This window comes from Mycobacterium sp. NGS57 (assembly GCF_059812405.1).
In genome coordinates, this window is record NZ_JCALCP010000003.1 from 354084 (window position 1) to 367072 (window position 12989).

The 12989-nt window shown below is 69.5% G+C and carries 13 protein-coding genes and 1 riboswitch; of the genes, 2 read left to right on the forward strand and 11 right to left on the reverse strand.

All coding sequences use genetic code 11. The features are described from left to right. Positions 1-26 precede the first annotated feature (26 nt). From AC5Y43_RS08080 to AC5Y43_RS08090, 3 genes are all read right to left on the reverse strand, one after another. A complete protein-coding gene (locus AC5Y43_RS08080; protein ID WP_499971207.1) occupies positions 27-1499 on the reverse strand; it encodes an FAD-binding protein in 1473 nt (490 codons plus the stop codon). Next, positions 1496-1996, reverse strand: coding sequence for a VOC family protein (locus AC5Y43_RS08085; RefSeq protein ID WP_499971209.1), 501 nt, complete (start codon positions 1994-1996; stop codon positions 1496-1498). The genes AC5Y43_RS08080 and AC5Y43_RS08085 overlap by 4 nt, the downstream gene beginning before the upstream one ends. A gap of 114 nt (positions 1997-2110) precedes the next feature. After that, on the reverse strand, positions 2111-2794 hold the full coding sequence (locus tag AC5Y43_RS08090; protein ID WP_499971211.1) for a TetR/AcrR family transcriptional regulator: 684 nt from the start codon (positions 2792-2794) through the stop codon (positions 2111-2113). 109 nt (positions 2795-2903) lie between these two features. Between AC5Y43_RS08090 and AC5Y43_RS08095 the strand changes: the two genes are divergently transcribed. Next, on the forward strand, positions 2904-3347 hold the full coding sequence (locus tag AC5Y43_RS08095) for a nitroreductase family deazaflavin-dependent oxidoreductase (RefSeq protein WP_499971213.1): 444 nt from the start codon (positions 2904-2906) through the stop codon (positions 3345-3347). Positions 3348-3353: 6 nt separating this feature from the next. Here the strand turns inward: AC5Y43_RS08095 and AC5Y43_RS08100 are convergent, their stop codons facing one another. Both AC5Y43_RS08100 and AC5Y43_RS08105 read right to left on the reverse strand, forming a co-directional pair. Continuing rightward, the gene (locus AC5Y43_RS08100; protein ID WP_499971547.1) at positions 3354-4022 is read right to left on the reverse strand and encodes an Rv1815 family serine proteinase; all 669 of its coding nucleotides are present in this window, start codon (positions 4020-4022) and stop codon (positions 3354-3356) included. Positions 4023-4139: 117 nt separating this feature from the next. Then, positions 4140-5027, reverse strand: coding sequence for a sterol desaturase family protein (locus AC5Y43_RS08105; RefSeq protein WP_499971548.1), 888 nt, complete (start codon positions 5025-5027; stop codon positions 4140-4142). Positions 5028-5087: 60 nt separating this feature from the next. Between AC5Y43_RS08105 and AC5Y43_RS08110 the strand changes: the two genes are divergently transcribed. Then, positions 5088-6290: an NAD(P)/FAD-dependent oxidoreductase gene (locus tag AC5Y43_RS08110; RefSeq protein WP_499971215.1), complete on the forward strand. Its 1203-nt coding sequence runs from the start codon at positions 5088-5090 to the stop codon at positions 6288-6290. A gap of 12 nt (positions 6291-6302) precedes the next feature. Here AC5Y43_RS08110 and AC5Y43_RS08115 read toward each other — a convergent pair whose 3' ends face one another. The 6 genes from AC5Y43_RS08115 to AC5Y43_RS08140 form a co-directional block, all read right to left on the reverse strand. Next, positions 6303-7013, reverse strand: a complete 711-nt coding sequence (locus tag AC5Y43_RS08115; RefSeq protein WP_499971217.1) for an MgtC/SapB family protein — start codon at positions 7011-7013, stop codon at positions 6303-6305. 115 nt (positions 7014-7128) lie between these two features. Continuing rightward, positions 7129-7446: a DUF732 domain-containing protein gene (locus AC5Y43_RS08120; RefSeq protein ID WP_499971219.1), complete on the reverse strand. Its 318-nt coding sequence runs from the start codon at positions 7444-7446 to the stop codon at positions 7129-7131. Between the two features lie 5 nt (positions 7447-7451). Beyond that, positions 7452-8834: a PPE family protein gene (locus tag AC5Y43_RS08125; RefSeq protein WP_499971221.1), complete on the reverse strand. Its 1383-nt coding sequence runs from the start codon at positions 8832-8834 to the stop codon at positions 7452-7454. Positions 8835-8912: 78 nt separating this feature from the next. Continuing rightward, on the reverse strand, positions 8913-10154 hold the full coding sequence (locus AC5Y43_RS08130) for a PPE family protein (RefSeq protein ID WP_499971223.1): 1242 nt from the start codon (positions 10152-10154) through the stop codon (positions 8913-8915). A gap of 906 nt (positions 10155-11060) precedes the next feature. Further along, positions 11061-12266 carry a PPE family protein gene (locus tag AC5Y43_RS08135; protein ID WP_499971225.1) on the reverse strand — a complete coding sequence of 402 codons (1206 nt, stop codon included), beginning with the start codon at positions 12264-12266 and terminating at the stop codon, positions 11061-11063. Between the two features lie 15 nt (positions 12267-12281). Further along, complete coding sequence (locus AC5Y43_RS08140; protein ID WP_499971227.1) at positions 12282-12503, reverse strand: PE domain-containing protein; 222 nt, start codon at positions 12501-12503, stop codon at positions 12282-12284. Between the two features lie 294 nt (positions 12504-12797). After that, positions 12798-12975, reverse strand: a riboswitch (M-box (ykoK) riboswitch). Between the last annotated feature and the right edge of the window lie 14 nt (positions 12976-12989).

Here is a 12989-nt window from a genome sequence, read left to right on the forward strand (position 1 = left end):
AAGCCGGAGTAAGCCGGCGCCGGGTCTCAACGCGCCGCCGCGCCCCCGGCCCCTCGGGCCGCGTGCGCACCCGCGCGGCGCCCGAAGAACGACCCCTCACCCAGTTGCGTGCCGCTGGCGTATCCCTTGCCATCCTGTGCGATGTTGGACGCGCACGCGCCGACCGCGTACAGGCCGGGCACCGCCGAGCCGTCGTCGCGCAGCACCTCCCCGTCCACCGACGTGGCCAGTCCCCCCACCGTGAAGCCGGCGTACATCGCCTTGCCCAGCGACATGTCGAACGCACCCCAGGGTCCTTTGTCTTGCGGCGCAAGGAATTCCGGCTGCTTGTGGAAGTCGGGGTCCTCGCCGCGCGCGGCGTGGCTGTTGTAGCGGTCCAGCGTCGCCTCCAGGTTGCCGGCCGGGATGCCGAGCGCGGCTTCCATCTCCGCGACGGTCTCCCAGCCGTCGATCAGCGGCACCAGCGGCATCTTGGGGTGCTCGAGGTGCGCCTCGTCGACGATCAGGAACGCCGCGCTGTCCGGCTGATCCATGATGAACCCGGCGGTGCGGGAGTGGTAGGAGTCCTCGGCGACGAACCGCTGGCCGAGTTTGTTCACCACGATCCCGGTCAACAGGATCGACGGCGGGTACGGCGGGGCGGTGATGAAGATCTGGTCCATGTGCTGGGTGGCGCCGCCGGCGGACACGCCCATCCGGATGCCCAGCCCGTCGTCGTAGGTGTTGCCGAGGACGAACGGCTTCTCGGCCAGCTTCGGCGTGTACTCGGCAACCATCTCCGGGTTCATCACGAATCCCCCGGCAGCGATGATCACCGACTTTGCCCTGATCGCACCGGTTTCGGAGAACTGCTTCCACAGCACGCCGGTGACGGCCCCGTCGCCGTCGACGACGAGCTGGGTGGCGCCGGTCTCGTACCGGACCTGCACGCCCAGGCTCGCGGCCCGCTTGAGCAGCAGCTCGATCACCATGCTGGCGCCGCCGGTGTCGCCGGGCACGGGCACCTTGTGCCCGCGCGGCGCCGGCACCGCCTGCTCCAAAAACGGCCACACCTTCTCGTTGCCGGTGAACATCAGCCCCTCGGTGTTGGGCTGGATCACCGCCTTGCCCGGGAAGTAGCTGCGCTCGAATTGAAAGCCCAGCGCCTCCAGCCAGTCGAAGTGCTCGACGCTGCCGTCGCAGTAGGCGCGAATCTTTTTGTGGTCCGGGTCCCGCGACACGGCGACCAGGTACTTGTACATTTCCCCGGGCGAGTCGGGGTGGCCGGTCGCCTGTTGCACCGCGGTCCCGCCCCCGAGGTAAAAGTGGCCTCCCGCAAGCGAAGTCGTGCCGCCGGCGGCGGCCGCACGCTCGAGCACCAGCACCCGCGCGCCGGCGGCCGCCGCGCTCACGGCCGCGCACCCGCCGCCGATACCGAAGCCGATCACCACAACGTCGACGTCATCCGACCACGACGTCACGGCGTCCGCGTCGATGGTGTCGGGAATCGAGGTGCTCACCGCTGCTCCCCTTTGATGTAGTCGTAGAACGCCCGCATCTCGGGTGAGACGTAGGCGATTTCGAGAAACGGCACTCCCGCCTGCGGCGCCGACAAATAGGCGAATTGGATGCCGCCGGGCATCACGCCCTGCTGCACCACCGCCGCACCCTGCTCGGTGGCCTCGGTCAGTGCGGCATCGAATTGCCCGGGGCTCTCGACCTCCATGCAGACGTGGTGCAGACCGGGCCCCGATTCCCGCAGAAAGTCACTATAGATGTTCTCCCCGCGCACCGGTGAGATCAGTTCCAGCTGCATGTCGCCGAGGTAGCTCAGCGAGATGCCGGCGACGAAATCCGCCGGCTTGCCGTGGTAGCTGCACGCGTCCGGAGCAAAGTGCACGTCTGGTATGCGCACCCATTTCCGGACGCCTAAGAGGCCGGTGAGGGCCGTTTCGGTGGCATCAAGGTCCTGGGTGACCCACGCGATCTGCGTCGGCGATTGAACGGGAAGGGGCATCGCAACGCAGGATATCCCAGCCCATCGCCGGCCAGAAGGGGCCCGACGGACTTTGCCGCCAGCGGGTCCTCGGGAACCGGAAACGCGCAATGAACACGTTCTAGTTCGCCGCGATCAGTGCTGGCTCAGCACGTCCACCAGCAACCGAAGCTGGGTGTCGAACACGGCCGCGGGGTCGGTCAGGGTGTCGGCGCCGTATTGCCCGAACACCTCGAGGCTGATGGCGCCCAGCACCCCGGCCCACAGCAGGAAGCACTTCGCGATGACCCGGTCGTCGCCGGGAAACCCGAATTCGTGGCGGATGCGTTCGAAGTCCGACGACATCGGTTGTGGCGCAAGGTCATTCGTAAGCCGGATGTCGCCGGTGGTGATCCCGGCCGCCACCGCGTCGAACAACGCCCCCACCACCCGGGTGCCCGCGGCGACCGTGCGGTCGGCCGGTGCGTGATATCCCGGCACGGGGCTGCCGTACAGCAGGGCCCAGCGGGCCGGGTGGGCGACCGCCCAGCGGCGCGCCGCGCGCGCGATGACGACGACGTCGTCGCTCCACAGCTCGCCCGCGGTCTCGCGGGCCCGATCCACCGCGTCGGCCAGGTCCGAATAGGCGTCCACCAGTAGCAGGGTGAGCAGCTCGTCGCGGCTGGCGACGTAGCGGTACACCGCCGAGGACACCATGCCCAGGTCGCGGGCTATCGCGCGGACGGACAGCCCGCCGGCCCCGCGCTCCACCAGCTGGCGGCGGCCGAGGTCGATGATGCGCGCCTCGATCTGCTCCCGCGATTGCTGGCGTTTGCCCACGCGCCCAGTCTGACACAACCGAGATCACTGCTCTTGCTTTTCCTGCGGCGGTGTGGCAGCGTGTCCGTCATAGAGAGCACCGCTCTCAAAACCCGTCGGGAGGACCACCATGGCCACGTATGAGGAACCGAACCGGGCGGCCCGCGCCGCCAACACGGTGATCCGCTGGCTCGCGGAGCTGGGCATCAGCATCGCCGGAACCCGCGCGCTGCGCGTCCGCGGACGAAAGAGCGGCAAGCCCCGCGCGGTGGTGGTCAACCTGCTGACCGTCGACGGCGTGGACTATCTCGTCTCGCCGCGCGGGAACACCCAGTGGGCGCGCAACGTGCGCGCGGCCGGCGTCGTCGAGGTCGGCCCGCGCTGGCGCCGCCGGCCGGCCCGGGCGGGCGAGCTCGACGACGCGGCCAAGCCCGAGCTGCTGCGGCGCTACCTGGACCGGTGGTACTGGCAGGTCAAGGACTACGTCGGCGGCCTGACGCCGGACTCCACCGAGGAGCAGCTGCTCGCCGGGGCTGCGCGGATCCCGGTGTTCGCGCTCGCGCCGGCCGGGTGAACGGGATCAGCCGAGATTGGTGCCCGCCCCCAGGTCCTGGCGGACCTGGTCGGAGGTCGCCCGCCACGACACCGCCGCGGGCAGGTCCCCCCAGACGCTGTTGAAAATCCCGACGATCTGCCCGGGGCCGCCGTTGGGCGCCAGGTACACCGGTCCCCCGGAATCGCCCCGCTGGCTCTGCACGCCGTGCGACATGGTGAACCACCCGTTGTTGACGCTCTCCACGGTCCCGCACGTCTCACCCGTGACGACGCCGAAGTGGCAGACGGCCTCGCCGGGCTGCAGCGCGGTGGCCGGGTTCGATTCGAGCGGCCGCCCGCCCGGCAGGATGTTGTTGGCCGTGACGCCGCTGTCCAGCACGATCGCCTCGTAGTCGGAGATCACCTGGTCGGTGGCCACCGTGGTGCCGCTGGGGGTGTTGTCGCGGAACGTGGCCAGCCGGCCGATGACGTTGTGGTCCCGGTCGAAGACGGTTCCATTGCCCCGGCAGTGGCCCGCGGTGAAGGCGATCTTCAGCGCGGGGTCGACATAGCCGAGCGTGCAGACGCGGTTGTCCTGGCGGATTTCCATGCCCGGAAACACCACCGGGCCGTCCGCCTTGGCCGCCGCGGGCGACAACCAGGATGCGAGTGCCGCGACGCAAGCCACAGAAGCCGACGCGGCCAGGGCGCGCATTGCCAGGCGGTCCACGATGAGCTCCGATCCGTCCGGGGAACATACCGACCCGCGGGGTTGAGGCTATGTCTTAACCGTCACCCCGCGTTGATCATTTCGTTATCGGACGGCCCGGCGTTACCCCGACGCGGCCAGCGGGGCCGCTTCGGCGGGTTGGCCGGCCGGCCGCGGCGCCCAGCCGGGCGGCCCGAAGACGTAGGCCAACCGGTCGCGCAGCCGGCTCGCCGATCGCCAGTCGCGGGCGATCGCGACGTATTCGCGGGTCTGCAGGTTCCAGATGTTGAACGTGTCGACCCGCTTGGTGAGCCCGTAGTGCGGGCGGAACGCCTCGGCCTGGAAGCTGCCGAACAGCCGGTCCCAGATGATCAGGATGCCGCCGTAGTTCTTGTCCAGGTACAGCTGGTCCATCCCGTGGTGCACGCGGTGGTGCGACGGGGTGTTGAAGACGAACTCGAACGGGCGGGGCAGCTTGTCGATGCGCTCGGTGTGGATCCAGAACTGGTAGATCAGGTTCACCGAGAACGCGAAGAACACCATCCACGGCGGAATCCCCAACAGCGGTAACGGGATCCACATCAGGATCTCGCCGCTGTTGTTCCACTTCTGGCGCAGCGCGGTGGCGAAGTTGTAGTACTCGCTGGAATGGTGGGCCTGGTGCGTCGCCCAGATCAGCCGCACCCGGTGCGCGAGGCGGTGATAGGCGTAGTACAGCAGGTCGACGCCCAGGATCGCGATGACCCACGTGTACCAGCGGGCCGGCGAGAGGTGCCACGGCGCCAGGTAGGCGTAGATCGCGGCGTAGCCGAACAGGGCCAGGGCTTTCCAGCCGGCCGTGGTGGCCACCGAAACCAGCCCCATCGAGATGCTGGCCATCGAGTCGCGGGTGAAGTGGGACCCGGAGGCGGGCCGGGCGCCCTCGAGCTGCTCCAGTTTGCGCGCGGCCGTCCACTCCAGGGCCAGTAGCAGCAGGAAAAACGGGATGGCGAACAGCACGGGGTCCCGCATCGGTGGTGGCAGTGCGGAGAAGAACCCGGCCGGGGTGGTCACACCGATAGATTACGACGTGTGAGCGGCCCGGAGCGCGTGGTGGTGATCGGCTCCGGCTTCGCGGGCTTGTGGGCGGCGCTCGGCGCCGCGCGGCGCCGCGACGAGCTGGGGGTGCCGGCGGGCACGATCGACATCACGGTGCTGAGCGCCCAACCCTGCCACGACATCCGGGTGCGCAACTACGAAGCCGACCTGGGCGACTGTCGCATCCCGCTGGCCGGCCTGCTCGATCCCGTCGGCGTCGCGCACGTCGCCACCGAGGTGACCGGCATCGACACCGTGGCACGCGCGGTCACCTCGGCCGACGGCGGCCGCTACCACTACGACCGGCTGGTGCTGGCCGCGGGCAGCCAGCTGGTCAGGCCCGCCGTGCCGGGGTTGCGCGAGTTCGGTTTCGACGTCGACACCTACGACGGTGCCGTGGCGCTGCAGCGCCACCTGCACGCCCTGGCCGGAGCGGCGCCGTCGCCGGCGGCGGCCACGGTCGTGGTGGTCGGCGCCGGGCTGACCGGGATCGAGACCGCCTGCGAGCTACCGGAGCGGCTGCGCGCCCTCTTCCCCGGCGTGCGCCCACGGGTGATCCTGATCGACCGCAACCCGGCGGTGGGCTCCGACATGGGCGCCGCCGCGCGGCCGGTGATCGAGCGGGCGTTGGCCGACGACGGCGTCGAGACCAGGACGGCGGCCGGCGTCGCCGAGATCACCGAGCGCGGCGTGGCGCTGACGACGGGCGAGCACCTGGCGGCGGCGACCGTGGTGTGGTGCGCGGGCATGCGGGCCAGCCCGCTGACCGAGCAGCTTCCCGTGCCGCGCGACCGGCTGGGCCGGGTGGAGGTCGACGACTGCTTGCGGGTGGTCGGCGTGCCCGCGGTTTTCGCCGCGGGCGACGTGGCCGCCGCCCGCATGGACGACGAGCACCTGTCGGTGATGTCGTGCCAGCACGGCCGCCCGATGGGCCGCTACGCGGGCTACAACGTCGTCAGCGACCTGCTCGGCCGCCCGCTGCTGGCGCTTCGGATCCCCTGGTACGTCACGGTTCTCGACCTCGGGCCGGCCGGCGCGGTCTACACCGAGGGGTGGGAGCGGGCGGTGGCCGCGACGGGCGCCCGGGCCAAGGCCACCAAGCGGACCATCAACACCCGCCGCATCTATCCCCCGCTGACCGGGAACCGGGAAGACCTGCTCGCCGCGGCCGCACCGGAGCTGCAGGCCCGGCCCTGACGACCCCGGCCGCTAGTCCGCCTGCGCCTGCTCACCCGCGTACCAGTGCACCGCGTAGATGCCCGGCTGCAGCGACAGCTCGGCGACCAGCCGCTCGAGGCGGGCCGGTGTGTGCCCGCCCATGAGCAGGTGCGCGGTCAGCGTGATGTTGCCGTCGTCGCCGGGTTGGCCGGTGTGGACGCCGCGCAGCGTGATGTCGTTGCTGGCGGTGTGCTGCACGATCTGGGCGCGGGCGTATTTGGCGGACTTGGGCCGGCAGACCACCTGGACCCGGTAGGGCTGCAGGCCCTCGTCCTCCTCGACGGTGCTGTCGTGGTCGATCAGCCGGCCCAGCGGGCGCCCGAACAGATGGATGACGACGACGGCGCCGGTGGCGATCAGCGCGAACAGCAGATGCCCGGAGGCGGCCAGCACGCCGACGGCGGCCGAGCACCACAGGGTGGCGGCGGTGTTGAGGCCGCGGACGTTGAAGCCCTCGCGCAGGATCACCCCGCCGCCGAGAAACCCGACCCCGGACACGACGTAGGACGCGACGCGGGTGGGGCTGCTGTCGTCGGTGACGACGGAGTACAGCACGAACAGCGTGGCGCCGGTGGCCACCAGGGCGTTGGTGCGCAGGCCGGCCATCCGTGCCCGCCACTGCCGCTCGAGGCCGATCAGCGCGCCGCAGCCCATTCCGACGGCCAGCCGCAGCGCGAAATCCGCGATGGTCATGGTGTGCATGGCGCCGGTCTTCCCTCCGATCGCACGACGGCGACGGCAGCAAAGCAGATCCGGGTTAACCGCACCTGGAGCCGAGACGAACCGGCGGTGCCGTGACGCCTCTGCGAGTGTTCGGCTAGCCCGACTTCGGCGTCAAGTGCTGGGGGCAGTAGCTGCTCGATGCGATCGCGGCGAACCGGGCCGCGGCGTCCATCGTCATCCCGGGATTTTGGTCCTTGACGTCGTGGACCACCTGCAGGCCCGTTGCGCCCTTGCTCATGAACCCGCACACGGCCCTGGCGGACGCGATGACTTGGCCCGGGCTGCTGTAGGTGAACCCGGCGTTTCCCAACGCGGCCAGAAAGGCGCCGTCGTCGCCTTCCGGCTCGCCGTAGGCCGGTGGCGCGAGGCCGATCGCGGCGATAACGCTGACCAGTGTTAGCAGCCGTTTCATGGCACTCAACCCGATTGCGCGCCGGGCACTGTGACCCTCGGCTTGTCGCCGGACACATGCACCGCGTGGATGCCGGGCTTCTTCGAAAGCCGTTCGAGCAGGGCGTCGAGTCCGGCCTTCTCGACGTTCCAGTGCTGCACCGCATCCGGTTCCTTCTGCAGCTTCGCGATGACATGGTCGAGTTTGACCGGCTCGACGGCCGCCTTGTCACCGGTGGCGCGGGCGCGGGCACCACTCCCGCTGAGAACCTGGGGGTACGCGCCTCCCAGCGCACCTCCGGTCATGGCCCCCAATGCCATCTGGCCGACCAGAGCGCCCGGGATGCCGGCGCCGGGGGCCGCGGCCAGGCTGGTCTCCGCCAACACGTTGGCGGCCATCCTGATCGTCGGGGTCGCCGACGCCCAGCTGGGCGGGACGGACAACTTGCCCACCACGTTCGCGTCGGCCATCCCGGCCGATACCGCCCTGGACAGGCCCGCCGGTTGCAGGCCCAGCCCCGCCCCCAGCGACGACTTCGGGAGGTCGAGGGCGCCCGGCGGTGGCTTCCAGAACATCTTGAACTCGGTCATGCCCAGGTTGACCGGGCTCATGCTGTCGTTGGCCACCGTGCTGAACCGGCCCATGTCGGCGAGTATCCCGAAGGTGTTCTGCCACGTCGCCCCGGCCACCGGTGAACCCGTGACGGTATTGAGCACCTGGTCCCAGAATGCCAGGTAGCCTCGCGACCCGTTCCCGATGGCCTCCAGCAACTGCGTGACGATGTCGGACGGGAAGGCCGCGGCCGCGGCGCTCGGCACGGCATTCGTCGCGGCGCTGCTGCCGCCGGCCAGACCGCTGGCCGCCTGGCCGCCGAGCCCCGCCGCATCGGTGGTCGGCGGCGGCTCGGTGAACGGGGTCAGCCGGGAGGCGGCCGCCGAGGAGGCGCCGTAGCCCAACATCGCGGTGGTGTCCTGTGCCCACATCTCCCCGTACTGGGCCTCGTTCGCGGCGATCGCGGCGGTGTTCTGCCCGAAGATGTTCGTTGTGACCAGCATCGCGAGTTGGGCGCGGTTCGCCGCGATCTCCGGCGGCGGCACCACCGCCGCGAAAGCGGTCTCGTAGGCGCTCGCGGCCGCGGTGGCTTGGTCGGCCGCCGCCTTGGCCTGCGCCGAGGTGGCCGACATCCACGCCACGTACGGCGCCGCCGCGGTCGCCATGGCGACGGACGACGGCCCCGTCCACGCCTCGTTGGCCAGGCCTTCGACGACCGCGCCGTAGGAGGCGGCCGTGGACTGCAGTTCAGCTGCCAACGCATCCCAGGCGGCGGCTGCCGTCAGCATCGGGCCCGAACCCGGACCGGCATATATCGCGGCCGAGATGATCTCGGGCGGCTGGAGTGCGGAACTCATTGCGGCACCTTCCCTTTCACCGGCCCTAGCGGGTCATTGACCATTGCGCCTCCCAGTTCCACGTGTCGAATCGCCCGTCTAGTCCGCCGGGATCACGATGATGGTGGCCGTGGCCGCGACGTCGTCCGCCACCGCGCCAACCGCGGCCCGGCCGCCACCGCTGGCGGTGCGCACGGCGGCGCCCGCCAGGGCGCGTCCGGCCAGGCTCGCCGCGGCCATTTCGCCGAACAGAGCACCCTCCGGCGCCGCGGAAACCGCCGGGGCCGCAGCCGAACTCGGGCCGGGCAGGACCGACGCGAGTGTCCTCATCACCGGGGCGGCCGTGACCCAGCCTTGCGGAACCGACAGCGACCCGACCAGGGTGGAGTGACCCATGGACCCCGCCGCCCCGCTTCCCGGGGCCGGCGTCAACTGGGAGATGTATCCCGTCCGGAGCGGCGCCAACGCGCCGGAGATGCCCTTGCCGCCGCTGAGCAGTTCGGCGACACCCGGCGCGTTTTGCGACAGGCCCAGCCCCTGCAGCGCGAACAGCCACCAGCCGCCGGGGAGGATGATTCCGCCGACGGGGCTGTAGGGCCCGGTGAGCACCGTGAAAAGCGGCCTGATATTCGATATGGCGGGATAGATGGCGTCGATGATCGATCCCACGGGCGTCGCCGCCATGGGGGTCGCGCCCAGGCCTTGCAGCACATTGGGCACCAGGTTGATCAGCTGAGAGAGCTGTGTCTGGATGTCCGTTACGGGCGCGGCGGCGGCTTGCGCGACGACCGCGGACTGGCGGGCCACCCCCGACGGATCGACGGTCTGCGGCGGCTCGGCGAACGGCGCCAGCTGCGTGGCCTCCGCCGACGAGCCGGCGTAGGCATACATCGCCACGGCATCCTGGGCCCACATTTCGGCGTAGTGCGCTTCGGTGGCGGCGATCGCCGGGGCATTCTGCCCGAAAATGTTTGTGGCGACCAGCGCCATCAGCAGGCTGCGGTTGGCCTCGATCACCGGCGGGGGCACCGTCGCCGCGAACGCGGCTTCGTATGCGGCCGCGGCGAGTTTGGCCTGCATGGCCGCCCGCTCCGCCTGCGCCGCCGTCGCTGTCATCCACGCCACATACGGGGTGACCGCGCCCACCATCGCCGCCGATGCCGGACCCTGCCAGGGTCCGACGCTCATCCCCTCGATGATCGAACCGTATGACGCTGCGCTGGAATGCAATTCGGCTGCCAACGTGTCCCAGGCCGCCGCGGCGGCCAACATCGGTCCCGAGCCCGCGCCGACGTACATCCGCCCCGAGTTGATCTCGGGCGGAAGCGCTCCGAAATCCACAAACACAACCGTTGCCTCCGGTTACCTATGACTCCGCGAGCGGGTTAGCAGTCTCGGGCTGTGCGGCGGGTAGCAACCAAACCGCCTAGGCGGCAACGCGATCCGCTCCGTGTCGGCGAAGCGGTTGCAGTCGCGCTGTGCGCACCGGCAGCGGCTACCGGTGACAGGCTGCGCGATCACAAAAGACATGGATTTCCTCCCTGAAAGACCATGTGGTCCATGCGGTTAGGAACCTACGATGGTGTGGCCCTCGTATTCCCTTTGGTTCCTTAGATGTCCGCCATGCTATCCACGGCCCCGGGGGCCGGCTGTCAACTGTGTGCGGTTCATATGAAACCCATCAGATCGACCTCTGATTCGGGCCGGTATCGGGCAATGGCGTCCCAATGCGCCGGCATCACATTGAAAACTCATACGGTGGCGCGTTCCCGGGCGAATAGCCGAAATGCAACAAATTGCATTTCGCGGCCGTCCCGCCGATGGCAAACCCGGCTTCTCAGGGAACTGGAACACCGGTGTTTAGCCAGTTAGTAGGCTTTTCGGCAAACGCGATACGGAGGTAAATCCCGCGATCGACGCCCCGGGTAAATGTTGACATGTGCTAATAACCACGTTGTCAACTGTGTTATTCGACATTGTCTGAGACTCGAATTTAGCTCCGGCGCGGATGACTCGTCGCACACCTCATGGGCGAAGAATTGCGGGTGCAGACGATCGTTCCGCGCCGCCGCCTTGTTCGGCAACACATCCAGTGCTGATGCTGCCGCAGGAGCCCAACGACGTTGCGGCAGGCACGATTTCGGCCTGGTAGGCCGATCCCTCACCGGGCAGTCGGTCCCGCCGTCATCGAGCGCCCCCGCCGCCGGATGGATGATCGTACTTCGAATCCTTTGGGAGGCAACTCTTTTAGCCGGCGGCCGGCGGGCGCGTGACGAAGGTGGGCCGGAAGCCATATTGGGGCACGGCGCGGCCCGACCCTTGGCCGCCGATCCCACCCACCGGCATCCCGGGCATGCCGGCCGCGCCTTGCGGAGCGATCATGGGCGTGCCCCCCATCGCGGAAGCCAGAGGGCTGTGCAGCGGTGCGGCGGCGGTCCAGCTCGGCGGCGCCGACAACGTGCCGATGGAGGCTGCCTTGCCGAAACCCGCCGACACGGTGCCGCCGAGTCCTCCGAGCCCACCCGCGCCGCCGAGCGGGCCGGCCAGCGTGCCGGTTACGGCCTGCCCGAGGGCGCCGCCGGACACACCCGCTGTTGCCCCACTGCCGCTCAACCCCATCAAGGGCGCGAGCGCGGTGACTGGTGCCATGCCGAGCCCGGTCGACGAGATGGTGTTCCAGAAATTCGAGTTGGGCTGCAACACGGACCAGATGTCGTTGCCCATGGATTGCGACCCAAGCGAGCCGAGAATTCCGGACGATCCGGGAACGGACGACGCGGCTTGCGTCGACGACGAGAGCCCTTGCAGCGTGGTCGGTATCGCGGACATCACCTGGGACAGCGTCGACTGCTGGGCGCTTGCCGGGGTGGCGAGCGCCTGGGTGACCGCCGCCGACTGCCCAGCCAGTCCGGAGGGGCTGGTGGTCTGCTGCGGACCGGTGAACTCGCTCAGTTGGGTCGCGACCGCCGAGGAGGCGGCATAGCCGTACATCGCGGCGGCGTCCTGGGCCCACATCTCGGCGTACTGCGCCTCGGTTGCAGCGATGGCCGGAGTGTTTTGACCCAGAATGTTGGTGGCGATCAGCGCCATCAGCTGAGCGCGGTTGGCCGCGATCACCGGCGGGGGCACCGTGGCGGCGAACGCGGCGTCGTAGGCCGCCGCGGCGGCCTCGGCCTGCGTAGCGGCCTGCTGGGCCTGCTCGGCCGTCGTGCCCAGCCACGCCACGTACGGCGCGGCCGCGGCCGACATGGACGCCGACGCCGGCCCGTGCCATTCTTCGCCGGTCAGCGCCGACAGCACCGATCCGTACGACATTGCGGTGGAACGCAATTCGGCGGCCAGCCCGTGCCATGCGGACGCGGCGGCCATCATCGGGCCCGAGCCCGCCCCCGAATACATCCGGCCGGAGTTGACTTCGGGCGGAAGCATTGCGAAGTCCAGTACGACGGTCATCGTCGGCCTCCTCGTCTAGCTCACCACGATGGTGTTGGCTGCTTCGGTGGCCGCATACGAGCCGGCAACCGCGCACAAGGTCGCGGTGAACAGCTCGTGAGCGGCCATCGCTGGTGCGCCCGCGGCCGGACAGACCGCGGCGGGGGCGCTGAATTGTGTTGCCGTCGAGGCTGATACCTCGGCGGCGCGACCGGTAGCGCGGGCCAGCACAGCTGGGCGCGCAGTGACAAACGACATCGGATTCTCCTCACGCGAACAGGGGGACCGAACCCGGGACTCGCGGGGAGTTCTGGCTACTTTCCGCGCACTTCAGGGGCGCAGCCCGCGAGGCGGGCACGAGCGAACGGATGCCTGTCGGGAGAAACCGTTCAGACGCTCAGAAAGGGGCCGGGTTCGGATCGAGACGAAATGGTCGATCTGGAATACGGACTGTCGTCGAGACTCATTTCGCTCTCACCTCCTCGCGGCCTGGGCATACGGGGATGCCGGTCTACGTGCACACGGGGAGAAGGGTCCGGAAAAAGCCCGGACGCGACACCCCTCTCGTCAGAGCTTTGGCACCACACGGCGTATCCCGCTCGCTGAAGAGCCGGAAGCCACTTGGGCTCAACCCTTAAGCCGGGAAGAGCTGTCCTGACCCTGGGCGTCTTTCGACGTTCGAGGTCAGTGGCCTGTATCCGTGCAGACGCCTCACCTACCGAGGTGCTTGCACAGGCCATCGTG

Excerpts from the sequence above, each read along its gene's own strand:
- AC5Y43_RS08105 (WP_499971548.1), bottom strand. The coding sequence starts at position 5,027 with ATGCGGGACCCCGTGCTGTTCGCCATCCCGTTTTTCCTGCTGCTACTG.
- AC5Y43_RS08085 (WP_499971209.1), bottom strand. The coding sequence starts at position 1,996 with ATGCCCCTTCCCGTTCAATCGCCGACGCAGATCGCGTGGGTCACCCAG.
- AC5Y43_RS08100 (WP_499971547.1), bottom strand. The coding sequence starts at position 4,022 with ATGCGCGCCCTGGCCGCGTCGGCTTCTGTGGCTTGCGTCGCGGCACTC.
- AC5Y43_RS08115 (WP_499971217.1), bottom strand. The coding sequence starts at position 7,013 with ATGCACACCATGACCATCGCGGATTTCGCGCTGCGGCTGGCCGTCGGA.
- AC5Y43_RS08095 (WP_499971213.1), top strand. The coding sequence starts at position 2,904 with ATGGCCACGTATGAGGAACCGAACCGGGCGGCCCGCGCCGCCAACACG.
- AC5Y43_RS08140 (WP_499971227.1), bottom strand. The coding sequence starts at position 12,503 with ATGTCGTTTGTCACTGCGCGCCCAGCTGTGCTGGCCCGCGCTACCGGT.
- AC5Y43_RS08120 (WP_499971219.1), bottom strand. The coding sequence starts at position 7,446 with ATGAAACGGCTGCTAACACTGGTCAGCGTTATCGCCGCGATCGGCCTC.
- AC5Y43_RS08125 (WP_499971221.1), bottom strand. The coding sequence starts at position 8,834 with ATGAGTTCCGCACTCCAGCCGCCCGAGATCATCTCGGCCGCGATATAT.
- AC5Y43_RS08135 (WP_499971225.1), bottom strand. The coding sequence starts at position 12,266 with ATGACCGTCGTACTGGACTTCGCAATGCTTCCGCCCGAAGTCAACTCC.